The 19,091-nt window shown below is 64.1% G+C and carries 19 protein-coding genes; 4 read left to right on the forward strand and 15 right to left on the reverse strand.

Annotated elements, in window-relative coordinates:
• Window positions 1–114 precede the first annotated feature (114 nt).
• The 3 genes from AB5Y94_RS08950 to AB5Y94_RS08960 are packed head-to-tail and all read left to right on the forward strand — an operon-like array spanning window position 115 to window position 4,425.
• Window positions 115–1,905, forward strand: a complete 1,791-nt coding sequence (locus AB5Y94_RS08950) for an assimilatory sulfite reductase (NADPH) flavoprotein subunit (protein ID WP_368205388.1) — start codon at window positions 115–117, stop codon at window positions 1,903–1,905.
• Window positions 1,905–3,629, forward strand: a complete 1,725-nt coding sequence (gene cysI, locus AB5Y94_RS08955; RefSeq protein ID WP_368205365.1) for an assimilatory sulfite reductase (NADPH) hemoprotein subunit — start codon at window positions 1,905–1,907, stop codon at window positions 3,627–3,629. The genes AB5Y94_RS08950 and cysI overlap by 1 nt, the downstream gene beginning before the upstream one ends.
• Window positions 3,619–4,425: a phosphoadenylyl-sulfate reductase gene (locus tag AB5Y94_RS08960; RefSeq protein ID WP_368205366.1), complete on the forward strand. Its 807-nt coding sequence runs from the start codon at window positions 3,619–3,621 to the stop codon at window positions 4,423–4,425. The genes cysI and AB5Y94_RS08960 overlap by 11 nt, the downstream gene beginning before the upstream one ends.
• Window positions 4,426–4,516: 91 nt before the next feature.
• On the opposite strand, the gene proX is transcribed toward AB5Y94_RS08960, so the two are convergent.
• The 8 genes from proX to AB5Y94_RS09000 all read right to left on the reverse strand — a co-directional run bounded on the left by proX (window position 4,517) and on the right by AB5Y94_RS09000 (window position 11,087).
• On the reverse strand, window positions 4,517–5,518 hold the full coding sequence (gene proX / locus AB5Y94_RS08965; protein WP_368205367.1) for a glycine betaine/L-proline ABC transporter substrate-binding protein ProX: 1,002 nt from the start codon (window positions 5,516–5,518) through the stop codon (window positions 4,517–4,519).
• Window positions 5,515–6,669: a glycine betaine/L-proline ABC transporter permease ProW gene (proW, locus tag AB5Y94_RS08970; protein WP_017784134.1), complete on the reverse strand. Its 1,155-nt coding sequence runs from the start codon at window positions 6,667–6,669 to the stop codon at window positions 5,515–5,517. The genes proX and proW overlap by 4 nt, the downstream gene beginning before the upstream one ends.
• Window positions 6,666–7,862, reverse strand: coding sequence for a glycine betaine/L-proline ABC transporter ATP-binding protein ProV (gene proV / locus AB5Y94_RS08975; protein ID WP_024941467.1), 1,197 nt, complete (start codon window positions 7,860–7,862; stop codon window positions 6,666–6,668). Before proV ends, proW begins: the two co-directional genes overlap by 4 nt.
• A gap of 504 nt (window positions 7,863–8,366) precedes the next feature.
• Window positions 8,367–8,858 (reverse strand): type 3 dihydrofolate reductase, encoded by a 492-nt coding sequence (gene folA / locus AB5Y94_RS08980; RefSeq protein ID WP_368205368.1) that lies wholly within the window; start codon window positions 8,856–8,858, stop codon window positions 8,367–8,369.
• A gap of 24 nt (window positions 8,859–8,882) precedes the next feature.
• Entirely contained in the window at window positions 8,883–9,350 is a 468-nt protein-coding gene (locus AB5Y94_RS08985) for a threonine/serine exporter family protein (protein ID WP_005297957.1), read from the reverse strand.
• Window positions 9,351–9,590: 240 nt separating this feature from the next.
• A complete protein-coding gene (locus tag AB5Y94_RS08990) occupies window positions 9,591–9,716 on the reverse strand; it encodes a hypothetical protein (RefSeq protein ID WP_368205369.1) in 126 nt (41 codons plus the stop codon).
• Window positions 9,713–10,510: a threonine/serine exporter family protein gene (locus tag AB5Y94_RS08995; RefSeq protein ID WP_005297956.1), complete on the reverse strand. Its 798-nt coding sequence runs from the start codon at window positions 10,508–10,510 to the stop codon at window positions 9,713–9,715. Before AB5Y94_RS08995 ends, AB5Y94_RS08990 begins: the two co-directional genes overlap by 4 nt.
• A 235-nt stretch (window positions 10,511–10,745) precedes the next feature.
• Entirely contained in the window at window positions 10,746–11,087 is a 342-nt protein-coding gene (locus AB5Y94_RS09000) for a DUF3135 domain-containing protein (protein ID WP_005297955.1), read from the reverse strand.
• A gap of 399 nt (window positions 11,088–11,486) precedes the next feature.
• Here AB5Y94_RS09000 and mog point away from each other — a divergent pair, with 399 nt between their 5' ends.
• Window positions 11,487–12,017: a molybdopterin adenylyltransferase gene (mog, locus tag AB5Y94_RS09005; RefSeq protein WP_017766389.1), complete on the forward strand. Its 531-nt coding sequence runs from the start codon at window positions 11,487–11,489 to the stop codon at window positions 12,015–12,017.
• 39 nt (window positions 12,018–12,056) lie between these two features.
• Here mog and AB5Y94_RS09010 read toward each other — a convergent pair whose 3' ends face one another.
• The 7 genes from AB5Y94_RS09010 to AB5Y94_RS09040 form a co-directional block, all read right to left on the reverse strand.
• Complete coding sequence (locus tag AB5Y94_RS09010; RefSeq protein ID WP_017781065.1) at window positions 12,057–12,395, reverse strand: DUF2541 family protein; 339 nt, start codon at window positions 12,393–12,395, stop codon at window positions 12,057–12,059.
• 165 nt (window positions 12,396–12,560) lie between these two features.
• Window positions 12,561–13,787, reverse strand: coding sequence for a beta-ketoacyl-ACP synthase (locus AB5Y94_RS09015; RefSeq protein ID WP_005297952.1), 1,227 nt, complete (start codon window positions 13,785–13,787; stop codon window positions 12,561–12,563).
• Window positions 13,784–14,509 carry a 3-ketoacyl-ACP reductase FabG2 gene (locus AB5Y94_RS09020; RefSeq protein ID WP_010633053.1) on the reverse strand — a complete coding sequence of 242 codons (726 nt, stop codon included), beginning with the start codon at window positions 14,507–14,509 and terminating at the stop codon, window positions 13,784–13,786. The genes AB5Y94_RS09015 and AB5Y94_RS09020 overlap by 4 nt, the downstream gene beginning before the upstream one ends.
• 9 nt (window positions 14,510–14,518) lie before the next feature.
• The gene (locus AB5Y94_RS09025; RefSeq protein ID WP_208201333.1) at window positions 14,519–14,980 is read right to left on the reverse strand and encodes a hotdog family protein; all 462 of its coding nucleotides are present in this window, start codon (window positions 14,978–14,980) and stop codon (window positions 14,519–14,521) included.
• A complete protein-coding gene (locus tag AB5Y94_RS09030) occupies window positions 14,973–16,157 on the reverse strand; it encodes a beta-ketoacyl-[acyl-carrier-protein] synthase family protein (protein WP_368205370.1) in 1,185 nt (394 codons plus the stop codon). Before AB5Y94_RS09030 ends, AB5Y94_RS09025 begins: the two co-directional genes overlap by 8 nt.
• Window positions 16,154–16,711, reverse strand: coding sequence for a DUF3261 domain-containing protein (locus AB5Y94_RS09035; RefSeq protein WP_019839477.1), 558 nt, complete (start codon window positions 16,709–16,711; stop codon window positions 16,154–16,156). The genes AB5Y94_RS09030 and AB5Y94_RS09035 overlap by 4 nt, the downstream gene beginning before the upstream one ends.
• Window positions 16,708–19,056 (reverse strand): MMPL family transporter, encoded by a 2,349-nt coding sequence (locus tag AB5Y94_RS09040; protein ID WP_368205371.1) that lies wholly within the window; start codon window positions 19,054–19,056, stop codon window positions 16,708–16,710. Before AB5Y94_RS09040 ends, AB5Y94_RS09035 begins: the two co-directional genes overlap by 4 nt.
• Window positions 19,057–19,091 lie beyond the last annotated feature (35 nt).

Below are 19,091 nucleotides of genomic sequence, written 5' to 3' on the forward strand. Positions count from 1 at the left end.
TTCTCCATCACCGTTTTAATGCAGTAATAGAATAAAAAAGACATTTTTATTCTTTGTTGTTATCCATCACACCCCTTAACCTGACCAAAAATCAGACCATGGAAGACGTGTGTGATGCAATTGAAGGACTCCCTGACCAACCTGACTCCCCTCTCCGACGAGCAGCAGCGACAACTGAGCCAGGCGCTATCGACCCTCAATACCCAGCAACTGGCCTGGGTGAGCGGTTATCTCTACGGTCTCTCCCAGGCGGGCAACCAGCCTGCCGTGACCGGGGCAGCAGCCTCCACCCCCAGCGGCAGCCTGACCATTCTTTACGGCTCCCAGACCGGCAACGCCAAGGGCGTGGCCAGCGCCATCAAGGCGCAGGCCGAAGCCCGTGGCCTGCCGGTGACCCTCACCTCCATGGCGGACTACAAACCCAAGCAGCTCAAGAAAGAGACCCACCTGCTGGTGGTAGTAAGCACTTACGGGGAGGGTGAACCACCGGAGAGCGCGGTCGATCTGTACGAGCAGCTCAAGAAGGGCAAGGTCGGCAAGCTGGAAGGGCTCAAGTTCGCCGTGCTGGGGCTGGGTGACAGCTCCTATGAATTTTTCTGCCAGACCGGCAAGGACTTTGACAGCCTGCTGACCAAGGCCGGCGCCGATCGGGTGCATGAACTCGCCAGCCTGGACGTGGATTATCAGGATGCCGCCAAGGCATGGGGCGAACAGGCGCTCAACGCCATCGCCGCCACCCTCTCCGCCGGCCCCACCGGCAGCAGCGTAGCCAGCGCGGTACAGCAGGCTGTCGGCCACAGCCAGTACAGCAAGGAGAACCCCTTCCCGGCCAGGCTCTCGGTCAACCAGAAGATCACCGGCCGCGACTCGACCAAGGATATACGCCACATCGAGATCAGCCTCGAAGAGTCCGGCATCCGCTACCAGCCGGGGGATGCGCTGGGCATCTGGTTTGACAACGATGCCGATCTGGTCGGTGAGGTCTTGGCGCTGGCTCATCTTTCCGGCGACGAGGCCACCGCCCGCGGCAGCCTGCGCGAGGTGCTCAGCCGCGAGCTGGAGCTGACTCGCTTGCACGGCGGCTTTATCACCGGCTTGGCAGAGATCTCGGACAACGCGGCCCTCAAGGATCTGGCCGGCGACAAGGCCCAGGTCAACACCCTGGTGGCCAGCGCCCAGGTAGTGGATGTGCTCAAACGCTTCCCGACCGCGCTCACAGCCGAACAACTGATCGGCCTGCTGCGCCCGCTCACTCCACGCCTCTACTCCATCGCCTCCAGCCAGAGCGAGGTGGAAGAGGAGGTGCACCTGACCGTCGGCGTGGTGCGCTACCCGCAGGAAGATGGCACAGTGCGCAGCGGCGCCGCCTCCTCCTACCTGGCGGACCGTCTGCCTGAGGATGCCGAGGTGCGGGTATTCGTGGAGCACAACGACAACTTCCGCCTGCCTGCTAACCCCGATACCCCCGTCATCATGGTGGGCCCGGGCACCGGCATCGCCCCCTTCCGCGCCTTCTTGCAGGAGCGGGAAGCGCAAGGGGCCGACGGCAAGAACTGGCTCTTCTTCGGCAATCCGCACTTTACCCAGGATTTCCTCTATCAGGTGGAGTGGCAGCGTTATGTGAAGTCGGGCCTGCTGTCGAAGATCTCCCTGGCCTTCAGCCGGGATCAGGCCAACAAGATTTATGTGCAGGACCGCCTGCGCGAGGCGGGGCTCGAGCTCTACCAGTGGCTGGAAGCAGGCGCTCACTTCTATGTGTGCGGCGATGCCAATCATATGGCCAAAGATGTGCAGGAAGCCCTGCTGGATGTGATTGCCGAACATGGCCAGAAGAGCCGTGAGGAAGCAGAAGAGTATCTGAGCGAATTGCGTCGTGCCAAACGTTATCAAAGGGATGTCTATTGATGAGCAAACAACCTCTCTCTCACCAAAAAGCAGGACCAGTGGAAGGACCGCTGGCCGACAACGAACGTCTGAAACGCGAGAGCAACTTTCTGCGCGGCACCATAGAGCAGGATCTCAAGGACCCGCTCACCGGCGGCTTCAACGGCGACAACTTCCAGCTGATCCGCTTTCACGGCATGTATCAGCAGGATGACCGCGACATTCGCCCGGAGCGCGCCGCCCAGAAGCTGGAGCCCCTGCACAACGTCATGCTGCGCGCCCGCCTGCCCGGCGGCATCATCACCCCGGCCCAGTGGCTGGTGATCGACAAGTTTGCCGAGGAACACAGCCTGTACGGCAGCATCCGCCTGACCACCCGCCAGACCTTCCAGTTCCACGGGGTGCTCAAGCGCGACATCAAGCTGATGCACCAGACCCTCAACAGCACCGGCATCGATTCCATCGCCACCGCCGGCGACGTGAACCGCAACGTGCTGTGCACCAGCAACCCGGTGGAGTCAGAACTGCACCAGGAGGCCTACGAGTGGGCCAAGAAGATCTCCGAGCACCTGCTGCCCAAGACCCGCGCCTACGTGGAGATCTGGCTGGACGGCGAGAAGCTGGGGGGTGACGAGGAGCCGATCCTGGGCTCCAACTACCTGCCGCGCAAATTCAAGACGACCGTGGTGATCCCGCCCCACAACGACGTGGACATCCACGCCAACGATCTCAACTTCGTGGCCATCGCCGAAGGTGGCAAGCTGGTGGGCTTCAACGTGCTGGTGGGCGGTGGTCTGGCCATGACCCACGGTGACACCACCACTTATCCGCGCAAGGCGAGCGACTTCGGTTTCGTGCCGCTCTCCCACGTGCTGGAGGTGGCGGCCGCCGTGGTCAGCACCCAGCGCGACTGGGGCAACCGGGTCAACCGCAAGAACGCCAAGACCAAGTACACCCTGGAGCGGGTGGGGGTCGAGGCCTTCAAGGCCGAGGTGGAGAGCCGTGCCGGCATCCAGTTCGGGCCGGTTCGCCCCTACGAATTCACCAGCCGTGGCGATCGCTTCGGTTGGGTCGAGGGAATCGACGGCAAGCACCACCTGACCCTGTTTATCGAGAACGGCCGCCTGCTGGACTTCCCGGGCAAGCCTCTCAAGAGCGGCATGCTGGAGATCGCCAAGGTGCACCAAGGAGATTTTCGCCTCACCGCCAACCAGAACCTCATCATCGCAGGCGTACCTGCCGGCGAGAAGGCCCGCATCGAAGCCCTGGCGCGCCAGTACGGTCTGCTGGATGACGGCGTGAGCGAGCAGCGCAAGCAGTCCATGGCCTGCGTGGCCCTGCCTACCTGCCCGCTGGCGATGGCCGAGGCCGAGCGTATGCTGCCGGCGTTTGTCACCGATATCGAAGGCTTGCTGGCCAAACATGGGCTGGCAGATGACGCCATCATCTTCCGGGTCACCGGCTGCCCCAACGGCTGCGGCCGCGCCATGCTGGCGGAGGTGGGTCTGGTGGGCAAGGCACCGGGTCGCTACAACCTGCACCTGGGTGGCAATCTGGAGGGGACCCGCATTCCGCGCCTCTATCAGGAGAACATCACCGAGCCGCAGATCCTGGCCGAGCTGGACGCCCTGATCGGCCGTTGGGCCAAGGATCGCAACCCAGGCGAGTGCTTCGGTGATTTCGTCATTCGCGCCGGGATCATAGCCCCGGTCATCGACTCCGCGAGGGACTTCTATGCAGCCTGATCAGACCGATACAGCCCGGCTGGCGCGCACCGCCGACGGCCGGCTCGACCTCGACGCCCTGCTGGCCTTGAGCCGGGAGGAGCAGGTCGAGGCGCTGGCCCCCCTCAACCGGGCGCTGGATGCCATGAGCGCCCCCGAGCGGGTGCGCTGGGCCCTGGCCAACCTGCCGGGAGAGCACGTGCTGTCATCGAGCTTCGGTATCCAGGCGGCGCTGATGCTGCACCTGGTAAGCCGCGAGCGGGCCGACGTGCCCGTGGTGCTGACCGATACCGGTTATCTCTTCCCCGAGACCTACCGCTTCATCGACGAGCTGACCGAGCGGCTCGCCCTCAACCTCAAAATCTACCGGGCCGAGCTCAGTCCGGCCTGGCAGGAGGCGCGATTTGGCCTTTTGTGGGAGCAGGGGGTGGAGGGGATCACCCGCTACAACCAGCTCAACAAGGTGGAGCCGATGGACCGCGCCCTGCGCGAACTGGGGGCCCAGACCTGGTTCTCCGGCCTGCGCCGGGAGCAGTCCGGCAGCCGGGGCAAGCTGCCGGTGCTGGCCATCCAGCGCGGCCGCTTCAAGTTCCTGCCGGTGATCGACTGGAGCAACAAGGACGTCTTCTACTACTTCAAGGAGTTCGACCTCCCCTACCACCCCTTGTGGGAGCAGGGCTATCTGTCGGTGGGCGATGTGCACACTACCACCAAGTGGGAGCCCGGCATGAGCGAGGAGCAGACCCGCTTCTTCGGCCTCAAGCGCGAATGCGGCCTGCACGAGGAGAGTGGCGAGAGCGACGGTTCCGGCATCTGAGCCGGACGCTTCACCCGCATGGCTCCCATAAAAAACGCCCGGCAACTGCCGGGCGTTTTTCTTTGCGCAAAGAGCGAGCTACCGCCCCTTATTACATGGCGGCGGCGCGCGCCTGGGTCAGCCAGTCGTTCACCAGTGCCTCATGGCCCTTGAGCCAGGCATCGGCGTGACGCTCCACATCCGCCGGCTTGTTCTGCCCCTTGTTCATCAGGCCGTTCTGCACGTTGATGTCATTGAGCGGCAGCTTGACGATGGAGAAGAGCTTGGCGGCCGCCGGGTTGGCCTCGGCGAACCGCTTGTTGGCGACGATGTGCATGGTGTTGACCGGGAAGCCGTAGTTCTTGCCGTTCGGCAGCCGGGTCTTGGCCGCATCAGGGCCATCGGCGGGCACCTGCAGCCACACCACATCCCGGCCGGGCACCAGCTCGCTGCTGAGCCAGTAGGGGGTCCAGGTGTAGTAGAGCACCGGCTTGCCGCTCTTGAAGCGGGCCTGGGTATCGGCGATCAGCGCCGCATAGTTGCCCTGCTTGTGGGTGACGGTGGGGGTCAGCCCGAACTCGGCCAGATGGCGGTTGATCGCCTCTTCGCAGCCCCAGCCCGGGTTGCAACCGATGAGATCGGCCTTGCCGTCGCCATCGCCGTCAAACAGCGCCGCCAGCTTGGGATCCTTGAGCTGTCCCAGGTTGGTGATGCCATAGCGGGTCGCGGTCTGCTTGTCGATGAGATAACCCTGGGCGGCCCCGGCCACATAGGTGCCCTCACGGAAGAACACCTTGTCGCCGCCAGCCTGTTCGTACTTGTTGTTTTGCAGCGGTATCCAGTTGAAGGCCAGAAAAGTGCCATCCCCCTGCGCTACCGAGGCGTAGGCCACGTTGTAGTCCACCTCCTGAGCCGGCTGGACGTCATAGCCGAGGCGCGCCATCAGCTTGCTGACCAGCAGGGTCTGAAAGCTCTCCTCCGGCAAGGAGCTCTGCAGGGGCTGAACGCGCACGCCCTCCCCCGGCAGCTCGGTACTGGCCATGGCGAGCGGACCGAACAGCTGGGCACTCAGCAGCAGGGAGCCCAGGGTCAGCGTCTTGGTGATCAGTCTCATGCGTTTACTCCTTTGTAATCGATTGGCTTGTCGCGACCGAGCAGGCGCAGCAGCAGGGCGGCGGGGCCGCGTTGATACCAGCGGCCGGTACGGCTGCGATCCGGCTGCCCCATCGCCTGGGTCAGGCGGTCGAGCACGATGGCCAGCAGCACTATGCCGAGGCCGCCGATGGAGGCGAGCCCCATGTCGAGCCGGCCGATGCCACGCAGCACCATCTGGCCGAGGCCCCCCACCGCGATCATGGAGGCGATCACCACCATGGAGAGCGCCAGCATCAGGGTCTGGTTGACCCCGGCCATGATGGTGGGCATGGCGAGCGGCAGCTGTACCTTGAACAGCAGCTGGGAAGGGCTGGCACCGAACGAGTGGGCCGCCTCCACCAGATCGGCTGGCACCTGACGAATGCCCAGCATGGTGAGCCGGATCATCGGCGGCAGCGCAAAGATGACGGTCACCACCACCCCGGGCACGTTGCCGATGCCGAACAGCATCACGATGGGGATGAGGTAGACGAACGCCGGGGTGGTCTGCATGGCATCCAGCAACGGCCGGGTCCAGCGTGACAGTCGCTCGCTCCGCGCCAGCAGGATGCCGGCCGGCAACCCGAGCAAGACGCAGAAAAAGAGCGAGGTCAGTACCAGCGACAGAGTCACCATGGCATCGGACCAGGCGCCGATAAGCCCCACCATCACCAGCGAGACCAGGGTCCCCAGCGCCATGCGGCCGTTCACCAGCTGCCAGGCGATCAGGGTCAGCAGGCCGATCATCAGGGTGGAGGGCACCGTCTGCAGCAGATGGGTCATGCCGTTCAGGGTCAGCTCCACCGGCGCGCGGATCAGCTGGAACAGCGGTCGCAGGTTCTCCACCAGCCAGCCGATGCCACCCTCGACCCAGCTGTCCAGCGGCACCAGCGCCTGCTGGAAGGGATCCAGCCAGTCGACGGCGGCTGTGGTATCCACCGTCTCGATCTGGTTCTGCCAGTCGGTGGCGGCGGTGGCGGTATCGCTCCAGGGATCGGCCACCTCGGTGGCACTGGAAGCCGTGGCGCCCCAGGGGTCGGCCGCCACCTCATCGGCCCGCAGGGAGGGACTCGCCAGCAGCACCAGGGCCAGCAGCCCGCTCAGTAAAAAATGGGGATTCATCCGCTTCATGCCGGGGTACTCCTGTCCAGGGTGTTCAGCAGGTTGGCCTTGGAGATGAGGCCCAGGTAAGTGCCATCCTCCTCGACCACGGGCACCTGACAGGGGGCGGCCGCCACCTGGCTGATCAGTTCGTTGAGTGCGGTGTCCGCCAGGATGGGCTGGATATCCGCCAGCAGCGCCTGCTCCAGGCTGCCTTTGGCCCTGACCGCCTGACCGAGCGACTCCACCGAGACGACCCCGAGGAAGCGGCGCCGGCGATCCACCACGTAACCGAACTCCCGCTCCTGCTCCTTGAGCTGGCGCAGAGCGTTGCCGGGTCCGTCGGTGGTGTGCTTCTTGATGAGCGGCATCTGCTTGCGGCTGGCCACGTCGCGAGCGCTGAATACATGGGCCAGATCCACCCCGCGAAAGAAGGCGCGCACATAGTCGTTGGCGGGCTGGTTGAGGATCTCGTCCGGGGTGCCGACCTGCACCAGCTGGCCGTCCTGCATGATGGCGATGCGATCGCCGATGCGCATCGCCTCGTCCAGATCGTGAGAGATGAAGACGATGGTGCGCTGCTGGCTGGCCTGCAGCTTGAGCAGCTCATCCTGCATCTCGGTGCGGATCAGTGGATCCAGCGCCGAAAAGGCCTCGTCCATCAGCAGGATGTCAGGGTCGTTGGCAAGGGCACGGGCCAGCCCGACCCGCTGCTTCATGCCGCCGGAGAGCGCATCGGGGAAGGCATCGATCCACTGCCCCAACCCCACCTGCTGCAGCGCCTGGCGGGCACTCTGCTGGCGCTCGGCCAGCGGCACCCCGGCCAGCTCCAGCCCGAAGGCGGTGTTTTCCAGCACGCTCAGGTGCGGCATCAGGGCGAAAGACTGGAACACCATGCTGATCTTCTTGCGCCGCACCTGACGCAGCTCGCTGTCGGAGATGGCGGCTATGTCCTCACCATCGATCAGCACCTGGCCGCGGGTCGGCTCGATCAGCCGGTTGAAGAGACGCACCAGGGTGGATTTGCCCGAGCCGGAGAGGCCCATCACCACGAAGATCTCCCCTTCGTCGATGGCCAGATTGACATCCTGGACCCCCAGGGTCTGCCCGGTTTTTTGCAGTATGCTGGCGCGGTCATGGCCTTTGGCCAGCAATTTGAACGCTTTTTCCGGCTGATCGCCGAAGATTTTGTAGAGTGATTTGACCTCGAGTTTGACTGTCATATTGTCCTTTTTTCTTGGCCGACGGGCTGCCTGGCAAACCGTCGAACGTGAGCCAATTACTTTTAACCCTAAGCAATTAACAACAAAAACAAAAGAACCATAAGAGTCTCAATAAAAGGATTAATTTTTAATTTATTGATTTTTAAAGACTATTTTTAGGCATAAAGATGCTCTCAGATGTAATAAAACCCTGTCATCCCAACCGAACAGATCAATATAACCCCATCAAAATCAACGACAGATAGGTATGTAACGCGAGAAAAACAGAGCAATAATGGGAGGGAATATGTCTCTCATTAGCGGGCCAATATATTTAGTTACAACACTAACTATAATATTGTCATTCGCTGCCGCACTTCCACTGTGAAATAGAGGCCTGAGGTGTGCCGTGTCCACGCTATGGCACATCGCAATACCTGAGCATTCAATCCCTGTCCCGGACAGCAAAAAGGCCCCTTGTGCAACACAAGGGGCCTTTCATCAACCGGGGAAATCCGCCAGCCGTCAGCGCCGCTGCCAGGTCTCGAAACGGTAGGGGTGGGGGTTCTTCTCGTCGGGCTGATGTGACTCGCGCTCGATGCACGACCAGTCGCCCTCGTCGAAGGCCGGGAAACGGGTATCCCCCTCCACCGCCAGATCGATGCGGGTCAGATAGAGTCTGTCGGCCCGTGGCAGCAGCTGGCCGTAGAGATGACCGCCCCCGATCACCATCAGCTCGGTAACATCGCTGCCGGCCAGCAGCGCCAGCGCCGCGTCCACCGAGTCGATGACCTCCACGCCGTCAGCCCGGTAGTCGGGGTTGCGGCTGATCACCATATTGCGGCGGCCAGGCAGCGGCCGCCCGATGGATTCAAAGGTCTTGCGCCCCATCAGCACCGGCTTGCCCAGGGTCACCCGCTTGAAGTGGGCCAGATCCGCCGGCAGGTGCCAGGGCATCTGGTTGTCCAGGCCGATCACCCGATCGTGGGCCATGGCGGCAATCATGGAAATCATCATGGGGTCAACCTCTCGCACCGTCTGTCAGATAATGGGGCGATTACGGTACACGACCAGAGAGGGGATCGCCAAACCGAAACTCAGGGCCCCCACGATAAACAACGCCTTGAGCCCGTTTTCCACCGCGCTCTGGATAAGCTCCATGGTCACCCCGGAGATATTGAGCTCCACCACGGCGATCATCGCCTTGAAGGCGTAGCTGCCCGGGATCATGGGGATGATGGAGGCGACGCTGAACACAGGGCGCGGCGCCAGCAGCCGGCGCGACCAGTAGACGCAGACAAAACCGACCGTGGTCGCCGCCGCCAGGGTGGCCCACTCGATGGGCATGCCATGGTGAATGAGCAGGGTGCGCAGGCTGTGAGCCAGGGCGCCGCCCATGGCGCAGTACTTCAACATCCGTGGTGGCACGTTGAACAACATGGCAAAGCCCACCGCCGGAATGGCCGACCAGAAGGCGTCCTTGGCCAGCAGCCAGAGCAGATCCATCATGGCTCCCTCCCCCAGCTTCCTGTCACCGAGATGGCGAGAATAATCCCGATATGGTTCCGTGCGCTGATGGATAACCGGTTTGCCCCGATCAACAGGGTCGATACAGCGTCAAAGATCTTCATACCTTCCACCCCCAGATACCGGTCACCGACATGGCGAGAATGATCCCGATATGGTTCCGCGCGCTGATGGATAGCCGGTTTGCCCCGAGCAACAGAGTCGATACAACGTCAAAGCTCTTCATACCTTCCACCCCCAGATGCCGGTCACCAACATGGCGAGGATGATGCCGATATGGTTCCGCGCGCTGATGGATAGCCGGTTTACCCCGCTCAACAGGGTCGATACAGCGTCAAAGATCTTCATACCTTCCACCCCCAGATACCGGTCACCGACATGGCGAGAATAATCCCTATCGCTGCGCTGATGGTGAGCAGGGTCGCCGTGCCCCAGCGGGCCAGCCCCATGTTGAAGTAACCCTTCACCATGTCGGAGACCGCATTGATGAGCGGAAAGCCCGGCACCAGCAGCAGTACGCTGGCCGCCATGGCGAGATAGGGCTGGGCCCCCCAGTTGAAGAAGGTCGCGCTGGAGGCGAGCAGGGTGGCGATAAAGCCGGTGGTGGCAAAATTGATGAGGGGGCTGTGGTGATGACGCGCCATCAGCTGGCGCGCCCGCATGGCGACCGAAGCCGAGAAGCAGGTCACCAGGAAGATGGGCCAGTCACCGCCAAACAGCAGACTGAAGGCACCGCAGGAGAGCCCCACCATGGGCACCACCAGCCAGGGGTGATAGTGGAACGGTACTATGGCCTCCAGGCGCTGACGCACTTCCCGCGCGCCGATCAGATCCTTCTCCGCCATGATGCAGATACGCTGGATCTCGCACACCACCTGCATGTTGATGCCGTGCTCGCGCACCCGCCGGGTGGTGGTGACGCAACTGCCCTGATAGAGGCTGGTGAGCACGATGGCACTGGAGGAAATGGCCATCTCGACGCTCTCCAGCCCGAGCGCCATGCCGAGCCGGACCGTGGTCTGCTCTATGATGCGACTCTCGGCGCCGAACTGGGCCAGCATCTGGCCCACCTTGACGATGATCCGGGTGATCTCCGTCTGCTGCTCCCGCGACAGCACCCGCCTTGGTGTGATACTTCTCATAATCCCTTCGAGTCGTAGCAAATTAAAAAAGTGTCGCCATGTTAGCCTAACTATCGGCGCCGTTCATCTACACATATCACGCCAATAAACAAACTCAAATAAAATAAAAAGCGACACAAAAATACATCAAATAGATTACAAATCACGCCAAACTGTTCAACGCCAGTCAGATAGCTTCACCCGGAAACCACCAACAATAATGGGAATATATTAAAGTAACTCACCCGAAATAATATTATTTTTTCTTGCGATAATAATCGCTGAAATAGAGGATATTGTTCTCTTTATATTCCGGTAGCGGCTCGACATAATCAGGATTATTGAGCTGAACCATTTCACAGCGCATGGAATAAAAGGAGTCGTGCATCATGGCGGCAATCCGGATGCAGCTGTCCATGTTGTTCTTGGCCAGCTGGCGCTGACAGTCGATGCGAAATTGCAGGCCGCGCAGGCGCATTTGCTGCTGCGGACTGACCCTGTCTATCAGCCCTTCTATCTCTTGCTGAAGCAACTCATCGAGCCGCTCGGGCTCCGCCACCGCCAGCCGTTTCAAGGTATCAAAATCAGGCAACTCCATATGCCCTCCCGCGGCCAGCCGCTGCATGGTGATACTCAAACAACAACAATCGGTTCATATTTTCACCAATCGCTTCAGGTGTTATATAAGCCGAACCCCGCTGCGGTTCAATCCATGAGACCGGCTTTCCCCTCCAGCTGCGCCAAAAGATGACGACGCAGCGAAAACCCGACCCGGTTATTCGTTATGGATCAAGCGATTATTCCTGAATATCGATGGCGGGTTCGTTTATACATTTTTGGCACGGCAATATGCCGATGTTATGTCTTATTGAAAGGAAGCGGCCAATATAGTTTGCCATTTGACGCTCGCCTTCGCGCCGCGATCTGGCTGGTTTAACATATCTTGCTGATTATGTTATTTTATTTGCCACTTTATCGCGGCAACCAAGAGCAGACCATGAGCAAGGCAAGAATCGGTATCGTCACCGTCAGCGATCGCGCCAGTGCGGGCATCTACGAAGATCTCTCCGGCAAGGCCATCATCGACACCCTGAACGCCTATCTGACCTCGGAATGGGAACCCCTTTATGAGGTGATCCCCGACGAGCAGGAGCAGATCGAGGCAACCCTGATCCGGCTGGCGGACCAGGAGCGGTGCAGCCTCATCGTCACCACAGGTGGCACCGGGCCGGCCAAACGGGACGTCACCCCGGAGGCGACCGAGGCGGTGTGCGATCGCATGATGCCGGGCTTTGGCGAGCTGATGCGGGCCGAATCCCTCAAGTTCGTGCCGACCGCCATCCTGTCGCGCCAGACCGCCGGTCTGCGCGGCAGCTCGCTCATCGTCAACCTGCCGGGCAAGCCCAAGTCCATCCGCGAATGTCTGGATGCGGTCTTCCCCGCCATCCCCTACTGCATCGATCTGATGGAAGGCCCCTATCTCGAGTGCGACGAGGCTGTCATCAAGCCGTTCCGTCCGAAGAAATAAGGGCTGACTGGACGGGGGATTTGAACCCCCGTCCAGCGTTTATTTGCGGCCGTACACCTTGACCCCGGCCCGACTCCCTTCCGAATTGCCGTATACCTCGATCCGCTTGATGCAGAGCCGGCTGCCGAGGGATTTCCACTCCGACTCCTGATCCTCTCTCAGCTCCTTGCCGAAATAGAGGGTCTTGCTGCGATCATTGCCATAAAACACCTTGACCCGCTCCAGGGTTAATTCCCGCCCAGCCTTGACCATGATGGATTTGGTCGGCCGGCAGGCGAGCATGGGAATGATGGCGGGATGATCGCCGACCCCGAGCAAAATGGTCTTGCCCAGCCGAAATTCATCATCGGCCATGGCCGGGGCGGCCAACGCCCACAACAAGGTGGATAACAGTACGCTCTGAATGACGCGCAGACGCTTGGCGGAAAAAGAAAAAGCAGATAACACAGACATGATGCCTCCCGAAAAAAAACGGGGGGCATATTAATTCATCAAGGCTAAACCCAGCCTGTACCGGCGCCCTGCCTGGCAGGGCACCGACACTCAGGACCAGCGCTTGAAGATGAGGGAGGTGTTGATGCCGCCGAAGGCGAAGTTGTTGGACATCAGGTACTCCACCGCCAGCGTGCGACCGCTGCCCACCACGTGATCGAGCGGAGCGCAGGCAGGATCCGGCTCGGTCAGGTTGATGGTGGGGGCAAACCACCCCTCCTGCATCATCTCCAGCGCCAGCCAGGCCTCGATGGCGCCGCAGGCCCCCAGGGTATGACCGAAGTAGCTCTTGAGGGACGAGATGGGGGTGCGGTCGCCGAAGATGGCGGCGGTGGCGTGACTCTCGGCGATGTCGCCGCGCTCGGTGGCGGTGCCGTGGGCGCTGATATAGCCGATATCCTCAGGCTGGAGCCCGGCCTGGGCCAGCGCCATCTCCATGCAGAGCTGCATGGTCTCCTGCTGGGGCTGGGTCACGTGGGCGGCATCGCAGTTGGTGGCAAAGCCCACCAGCTCGGCGAGGATGGTGGCACCGCGCGCCTGCGCATGTTCCAGCTCCTCCAGCACCAGGGTGCCGGCCCCCTCGCCTATCACCAGTCCGTCCCGCTGTCGGTCAAACGGACGCGGCGCCAGCTCCGGGTTGTCGTTCATCTGGCTGGTGGCAAACAGGGTATCGAATACCACGGCCTCCGACGGGCAGAGCTCCTCCGCCCCGCCAGCCACCATCAGGGTCTGGTAGCCGTGCTTGATCGCCTCAAAGGCGTAGCCGATGCCCTGGCTGCCGGAGGTACAGGCGCTGGAGGTGGGAATGACCCGCCCGCGCAGGCCGAAGAACAGCCCTGTGTTGACCGCCGCCGTGTGCGGCATCATCTGCACATAGGTGGTGGCCGTGATGCTGGCGGTGCTCTTGTCGTTGAGCATGACCCCGAAGGCGCGGATGGGGTCCGTGCTGCCGGTGGAGGAGCCGTAGGCGATGCCGGTGCGCCCGTCGGTGAGCACCGGGTTGTCCAGCAATCCCGCCTGCGCCAGCGCCAGCTCGGTGGCGACGGTGGCCAGTGCCGAGACCCGCCCCATGGCGCGGGTCTTCTTGCGCGGATAGTGGGCCGGCAGCGTGAAGTCCGGAATGGGGGCCGCCAGCCGGGTGTTGAGACCGTCGTAGATGGCCCACTCCGGCATGTTCACCACCGCATTGCGCCCCGCCTGCAGGCGGGCCCGCACGCTCGGCCAATCCTGCCCGAAGGCGGTCACCCCGGCCATGCCGGTGACTACGACTCGCTTCATACCATGCCTCCGTTGATGGAGATGACCTGGCGCGTGACATAGCCGGCGATGTCGGACATCAGATAGGAGACCAGACCGGCCACCTCGTCAGCCTGCCCCATCCGCTTGAGCGGAATGATCTTCATCGCCTCCGCCTTCACCTCCTCGTCCACCATGCCGGTGTCGATGAGGCCGGGGGCCACGCAGTTGACGGTGATCTTGCGCTTGGCAAGCTCGAGGGCCAGTGCCTTGGTGGCCCCCATGATGCCCGCCTTGGCGGCGCTGTAGTTGACCTGGCCCCGGTTGCCCATCAGCCCGGACACCGAGGAGATGGTCACGATGCGCCCGCCCCGGCGCAGGCCGATCATCGGCATGATGCAGGGCTTGAGCAGGTTGTAGAAGCCGTCCAGGTTGGTGTGCAGCACCCCGTCCCACTCCTCGTCGGTGAGGGCGGGAAAGGCGCCGTCACGGATGATGCCGGCGTTGCAGACCACGCCGTAATAGGCGCCATGCTCGGCCATGTCGGCCTCCAACCGCGCGCGGCACCCCTCGCGATCGGCGATGTCGAACTGGAGCAGACGCCCCTGCCCGCCGGCCGCCTGCAGGCTGGCCAGGGTGGCTTCGGCGCCGGCCCGATCGCTGTGGTAGTGCACCACGATGGAAAAACCGTCGGCCGCCAGCTTGAGGGCGATGGCGCGGCCTATCCCCTTGCTGGCGCCCGTGACCAATACGCTAGAGATCATGAAGCTTCCTCAGGCTAACAAATCGGACAATTCGCCGGGGCTCGGCTGATAGGTGGAGAGCCGCGCCTGGGCACACTCCTCCCCCTCCAGCAGGATCCGGCAATCAAAACTGGCCATGCCGCCGTCTTGCAACAGGCAGCACGCCTCTATGGTGAGCAGGCTGCCGGCCGCGAAGACGGGACGCAGGCAGCGATACTTGCGACTGCCGAGCAGCATGCCGATGCGCACTGGCTCGCCGCGCAGGCGACCCTGCATGCCGGCCCAGGCAGCGATGGTCTGGGCCATCAGCTCGATGCCGACCCAGCCGGGCAGATTGCCCTCACCATCCAGCAACAGCGCATGGCGGGCACCGATGCGGGTCTCGCAGCGCGCCTGCTGGGCATCCGCCGCGCAGAGCCGGTCCAGCAGCAGCATGGGGGCCTGGTGGGGCAGCAGGGTCTCGATGGCGGGCAGTGAACCTGACTCATTCATGGTGAACGCTCCCAAACAGCAGGCTGACATTGTTGCCACCGAAGGCAAAGGAGTTGGAGAGCACCCGGGGCGCCGCCAGTGGCACCTCGCCGCTCACCAGCCGGATGGGGGCCAGCGCCGGATCCGCCGTGGTCACCCGCTGGGGCGGCAGCGGCAGCGCGCGCTCCAGCAGCAGGCAGGCGAACGCGGCCTCGATGGCTCCCGCCGCCCCCAGGGTGTGACCGGTGAGCGGCTTGGTGGAGCTGCAGGGCACCTCGGCACCAAACAGCCGGTGCACCGCCTGGCTCTCCATGGCGTCGTTGAGGCGGGTGGCGGTGCCGTGCAGGTTGACGTACCCCACCTGCGCCGGCGTCAGGCCCGCCTGGGCCAGTGCCATGCGCATGGCCGCCTCGGCGCCGATACCGTCTGGATGGGGCGCCGAGATGTGCCAGGCATCGGAGGACTCCCCCACCCCCAGCAGGGCCAGCGGCGCAGGCGTGCGGCTCAACAGAAACAGCGCCGCCCCCTCGCCGATGTTGATCCCCTGGCGCGCCTCATCGAACGGCTGGCAGCGCGCACAGCTGAGGGACTCCAGGCTGTCAAAGCCGTTGAGGGTGAGCCCGCACAGGCTGTCGGCACCGCCCACCAGCACGGCGTCTGCCAGTCCGGCCGCCAGCAGCCGCTGGCCGCTGATGAAGGCGCGCGCGCTGGAGGAGCAGGCGGTGGAAATCGTCCAGGCCGGCCCGGTCAGGCCGAGGTGGCGGGCCAGAAATTCCGACGGTGAGCCCAGCTCCTGCTGACGATAGTCAAACTCGGGGGGCACGGCCTCTCCGCGCCGGGCAGCGGCCACCGCCAGCTCGGCCTCTCCGATCCCGGCGGTGCTGGTGCCTAGCACCAAGCCGACACGGTCGCAGCCAAAGGTGGCTAGCGCCTCATCGAGGGCAGGCCGGATCTGGGCCAGCGCCGCCAGCAGCAACTGGTTGTTGCGCGAGGCGTAGGGGGCCAGCGCCGCTGGTATGGCCGGCAACTCCCCCTCCACCCGCCCGACCGGGGTCAGCCGACCATCCAGCAGCGGCGCCCGGTGGCGATCCCGCGGGCTGATGCCCTCTCTCTGCCAGACCAGCAGCGCCTCGGCGCTGGCATCACGCCCCGTCCCCAGTGCCGAAACGAGGCCATAGGCGGCGATATAACAGCTCATTGGCTCAGGGTCTCCAGTTGCAGGCGGTAGTTGAACACGTGTTGCTGCAGGCCGACCGGCTCGCGCACGCCGTCGGCGTCGCGATAGCGGATCTCGGTGACCAGGGTGCCATCGGGGGCGCGCAGCCGGCGCAGCAGCCCCTCGTCACGCAGTGTCCAGCCCGGCGGAAGTTGCGGTTGCCAGCTGGCCAGCGGCCAGTAGCAGAGCATCACATCCGCCAGCACCTGGCTCACCGGTGGCATGCCGCTGGTGAGCAGCGGGCTGAGCTGGCGGGTCTCGATGCCCTGCTGGTCATAGCGCACCAGAAACAGCCGTACCCCGCTCGGGGTCAGCCCCACCAGGGTCAGCTGGTGGCCGTCCGCCTCCAGCACCGTCATCAGCTGGTGGTTGCTCCCCCCCACGCTGGCGGTCAGCAGTTGCTGGCGATAGAAGGGGGCGGCCAGCACGGGGGCCGGCAGCGTCATGACGGTCCCCTTGTCGAGATAGGCGGTGGGGGTCGGCTGGCTGCTGCAACCAGTCAGCAGCAGGACGACGAACACGAACAAGGCTTTCATGATGAGGTTGGCTCCCGGCCATGTGGCCCCGGCAACTGCGGTCGACCCCGGTCCAGTACCAGGGGCGAGAGCAGGAAGGCGGTAAAGATACCGCCGCTCAGCACCAGACCAAAGCCCGCGATGGCGGGGGTGTGACTCAGCGCCAGCAGACCGAAGGCCAGCTGGGTGGTGAGGTTGGCCAGCAGGATGGCAAGCAGGGTGGAACTCTGGCGCGCCACCCCGTTCCCGCTGTGGGCGAAGAAGAGGCCGTAGTCGATGCCGATGCCGAAGATGAGGCTGAGCGCCAGCACTCCGAACAGGGTGAGCGGCTGGCCGCAGGCGGCGAGCAGCGCCAGCCCCATGGCCAGCGCAATCAGGTTGACCAGCAGCACCCGGGCCGCTCGCGCCGCCCCCATCCGCCGCCACAGCAGCAGGGCCACCAGCGCGATGGCCACCGACAGCAGCTCCGCCAGCTTGATGCGGTAGTGGGCGAACAGCTGGCTCCACTGGCTGCGCTGATCCTGCCAGTAGACCCCTGACTCGGCCGCCGCCAGCGCTGTCAGGGCACTCTCGTCCGTCACCCCCACCAGCGGCACCCAGATGGCAACACGGCCATCCGCCAGGGCGTGCCACAACAGGCGGCTCCCCTCGCTGACCGGGCTGGCCAGCCAGGCGGCCGGGGTCAGCCAGTGTGGCTCGCGCACGGGCGGCTGCAGCGGCAGGCCGGCCGCCTTGAGCCGGCTCACTACCTCTGGCAACAGGGCCCGGATGGCGGCGGCATCCTCCTGCTGGCGTGCCAGCGAAGGCAGCCAGTGGGCCAGCGAGACGAACGCCTGCAGCGCACCGCGCTGTTGCAGCTCGGCCAGCCGGCCATCGAGCCGCTCCAGCCGTTGCAGTGCCTGCTCGCCGTCCGCCCCCGTCACCAGCAAGCCCTGCATGCCCCCCTGCTGACCGGTGAGGGCCTGGATCCGCTGCTCCTGCCCCTGCAACGCCACCGGCAGAGGCTGCAGCCGGCGGATGTCGTCATCCACCTGCAACCGGCTGATGCCGAGGGCCGCCAGCAGCAGGCAGCAGAGCGGCAGACCGATGCGCAGCAGCGGGCGCTGCTGCCAGGCCAGCAGCCAGCCCTGCAACCAGCGCTGGCCCCAAAGCGGCCTTGTCGGCAGCGGGCCGGCCCAGCGCGGAAACAGGCAGAGCACCGTGATGAAGGCGCTGAACAACCCAGCCAGCGCGCACACCGCCAGCTGCTGCAAGCCGGGGAAGGGAGCGAACCAGAGCAGGCCATAGCCGATCAGGGTGGTCAGCACCGCCAGCGACAGGCTTGGCAGCAACTTGAGCCGGGTCTGGTGCGGCGTCTCGTCGTCGCCGTGCAGCCGCCGCTCGCACAGAAAGTGGATGGCGTAGTCGATGGCGATACCGATGAGGCTGCTGCTGATCACCAGGGTGAAGAGGTGGATCTCGCCGAACAGGATGAGCACTGTGCCGAGCCCCCACATCAACCCTACGCCGATGGGCAGCAGGGAGAGCAGCAGCGCCCGGGGCGAGCGAAACACGCCCCAGATGAGCAGGATGACCCCGACCATGGAGCCCAGCCCTATGGTGGAGATGTCCTGCTGGGCCAGCTGGCTGGCGTGCTGGCTGTAGAAGAGGGTGCCGCGGCGCAGCAGCTCGGCGCCAGGATAGGCCTCGGCGAGGCGCTGCTCGGCCCCGGCCAGTTCGCTCAGCAGCGCCTGGTTGCGCTGGATGTCGAAGGCGGAGAGATCCAGCTCGGCGCGCACCATGTACCAGTCGCGCCCCGCCTTGTCCCGGCTCACCAGCCAGCCCTCCTTGAGCTGCATGGGGCCGCGGGCCTCGGCCAGCACCCCGGCCCGGGTCAGCAACAGAGGGTCGCTCTGCCACTCGGCGCGGGAGACGCCGCCAAAGGGGGAGTAGATCTGGCCGAGCACCCATTGACTCCACCCCTCGGCCCCCCCGGCAAGCCGGGCCCGGCTCGCCGGATCCAGCCGCTGCCAGGCCAGCTCGTGCAGATAGCGCTGCCAGGCGGGGGCCAGCTCGGGCTGATACCCCTTGATGCGGGACAGGGCTGGCAGCTCGCCGAGCTGCTGCGCCCAGAAGGTGGCGGCGGCGCGCCCGTCCTGGCCGGCGGGCAGGCTCAGCAGCCAGACCAGCTGGCGGTCGAGCTGCTGCAACAGACCCTGCTGCAGGGCAGGGTCCAGATCGCTGCGGGACTCGTGGGGCAGCAGATCCATCAGGCTGGTGTTGATGCGGCTGTGGGGCAGCTGCCAGGCAAGCAGAGCTGCCAGCAGCAGACAGAGCCAGATCCAGAGGGTCCCGAGCCGGCGCCAGGTGGTTTCAGCGTGCAGCAAGGTGGGCTCTCCTCGTCCCGGCGGGAGCGGTTCGC

The organism is Aeromonas sp. s5 (assembly GCF_040907865.1).
GTDB lineage: Bacteria > Pseudomonadota > Gammaproteobacteria > Enterobacterales > Aeromonadaceae > Aeromonas > Aeromonas dhakensis.

Excerpts from the sequence above, each read along its gene's own strand:
- cysI (WP_368205365.1), top strand. The coding sequence starts at position 1,905 with ATGAGCAAACAACCTCTCTCTCACCAAAAAGCAGGACCAGTGGAAGGA.
- AB5Y94_RS08990 (WP_368205369.1), bottom strand. The coding sequence starts at position 9,716 with ATGAAGATCTTTGACGCTGTATCGACCCTGTTGAGCGGGGTAAACCGG.
- AB5Y94_RS08995 (WP_005297956.1), bottom strand. The coding sequence starts at position 10,510 with ATGAGAAGTATCACACCAAGGCGGGTGCTGTCGCGGGAGCAGCAGACG.
- proW (WP_017784134.1), bottom strand. The coding sequence starts at position 6,669 with ATGAAGCGGATGAATCCCCATTTTTTACTGAGCGGGCTGCTGGCCCTG.
- AB5Y94_RS09000 (WP_005297955.1), bottom strand. The coding sequence starts at position 11,087 with ATGGAGTTGCCTGATTTTGATACCTTGAAACGGCTGGCGGTGGCGGAG.
- AB5Y94_RS08960 (WP_368205366.1), top strand. The coding sequence starts at position 3,619 with ATGCAGCCTGATCAGACCGATACAGCCCGGCTGGCGCGCACCGCCGAC.
- AB5Y94_RS09025 (WP_208201333.1), bottom strand. The coding sequence starts at position 14,980 with ATGAATGAGTCAGGTTCACTGCCCGCCATCGAGACCCTGCTGCCCCAC.
- folA (WP_368205368.1), bottom strand. The coding sequence starts at position 8,858 with ATGATGATTTCCATGATTGCCGCCATGGCCCACGATCGGGTGATCGGC.
- AB5Y94_RS09015 (WP_005297952.1), bottom strand. The coding sequence starts at position 13,787 with ATGAAGCGAGTCGTAGTCACCGGCATGGCCGGGGTGACCGCCTTCGGG.
- AB5Y94_RS08950 (WP_368205388.1), top strand. The coding sequence starts at position 115 with ATGCAATTGAAGGACTCCCTGACCAACCTGACTCCCCTCTCCGACGAG.
- AB5Y94_RS09035 (WP_019839477.1), bottom strand. The coding sequence starts at position 16,711 with ATGAAAGCCTTGTTCGTGTTCGTCGTCCTGCTGCTGACTGGTTGCAGC.
- mog (WP_017766389.1), top strand. The coding sequence starts at position 11,487 with ATGAGCAAGGCAAGAATCGGTATCGTCACCGTCAGCGATCGCGCCAGT.
- AB5Y94_RS08985 (WP_005297957.1), bottom strand. The coding sequence starts at position 9,350 with ATGATGGATCTGCTCTGGCTGCTGGCCAAGGACGCCTTCTGGTCGGCC.
- proX (WP_368205367.1), bottom strand. The coding sequence starts at position 5,518 with ATGAGACTGATCACCAAGACGCTGACCCTGGGCTCCCTGCTGCTGAGT.
- AB5Y94_RS09020 (WP_010633053.1), bottom strand. The coding sequence starts at position 14,509 with ATGATCTCTAGCGTATTGGTCACGGGCGCCAGCAAGGGGATAGGCCGC.
- proV (WP_024941467.1), bottom strand. The coding sequence starts at position 7,862 with ATGACAGTCAAACTCGAGGTCAAATCACTCTACAAAATCTTCGGCGAT.
- AB5Y94_RS09030 (WP_368205370.1), bottom strand. The coding sequence starts at position 16,157 with ATGAGCTGTTATATCGCCGCCTATGGCCTCGTTTCGGCACTGGGGACG.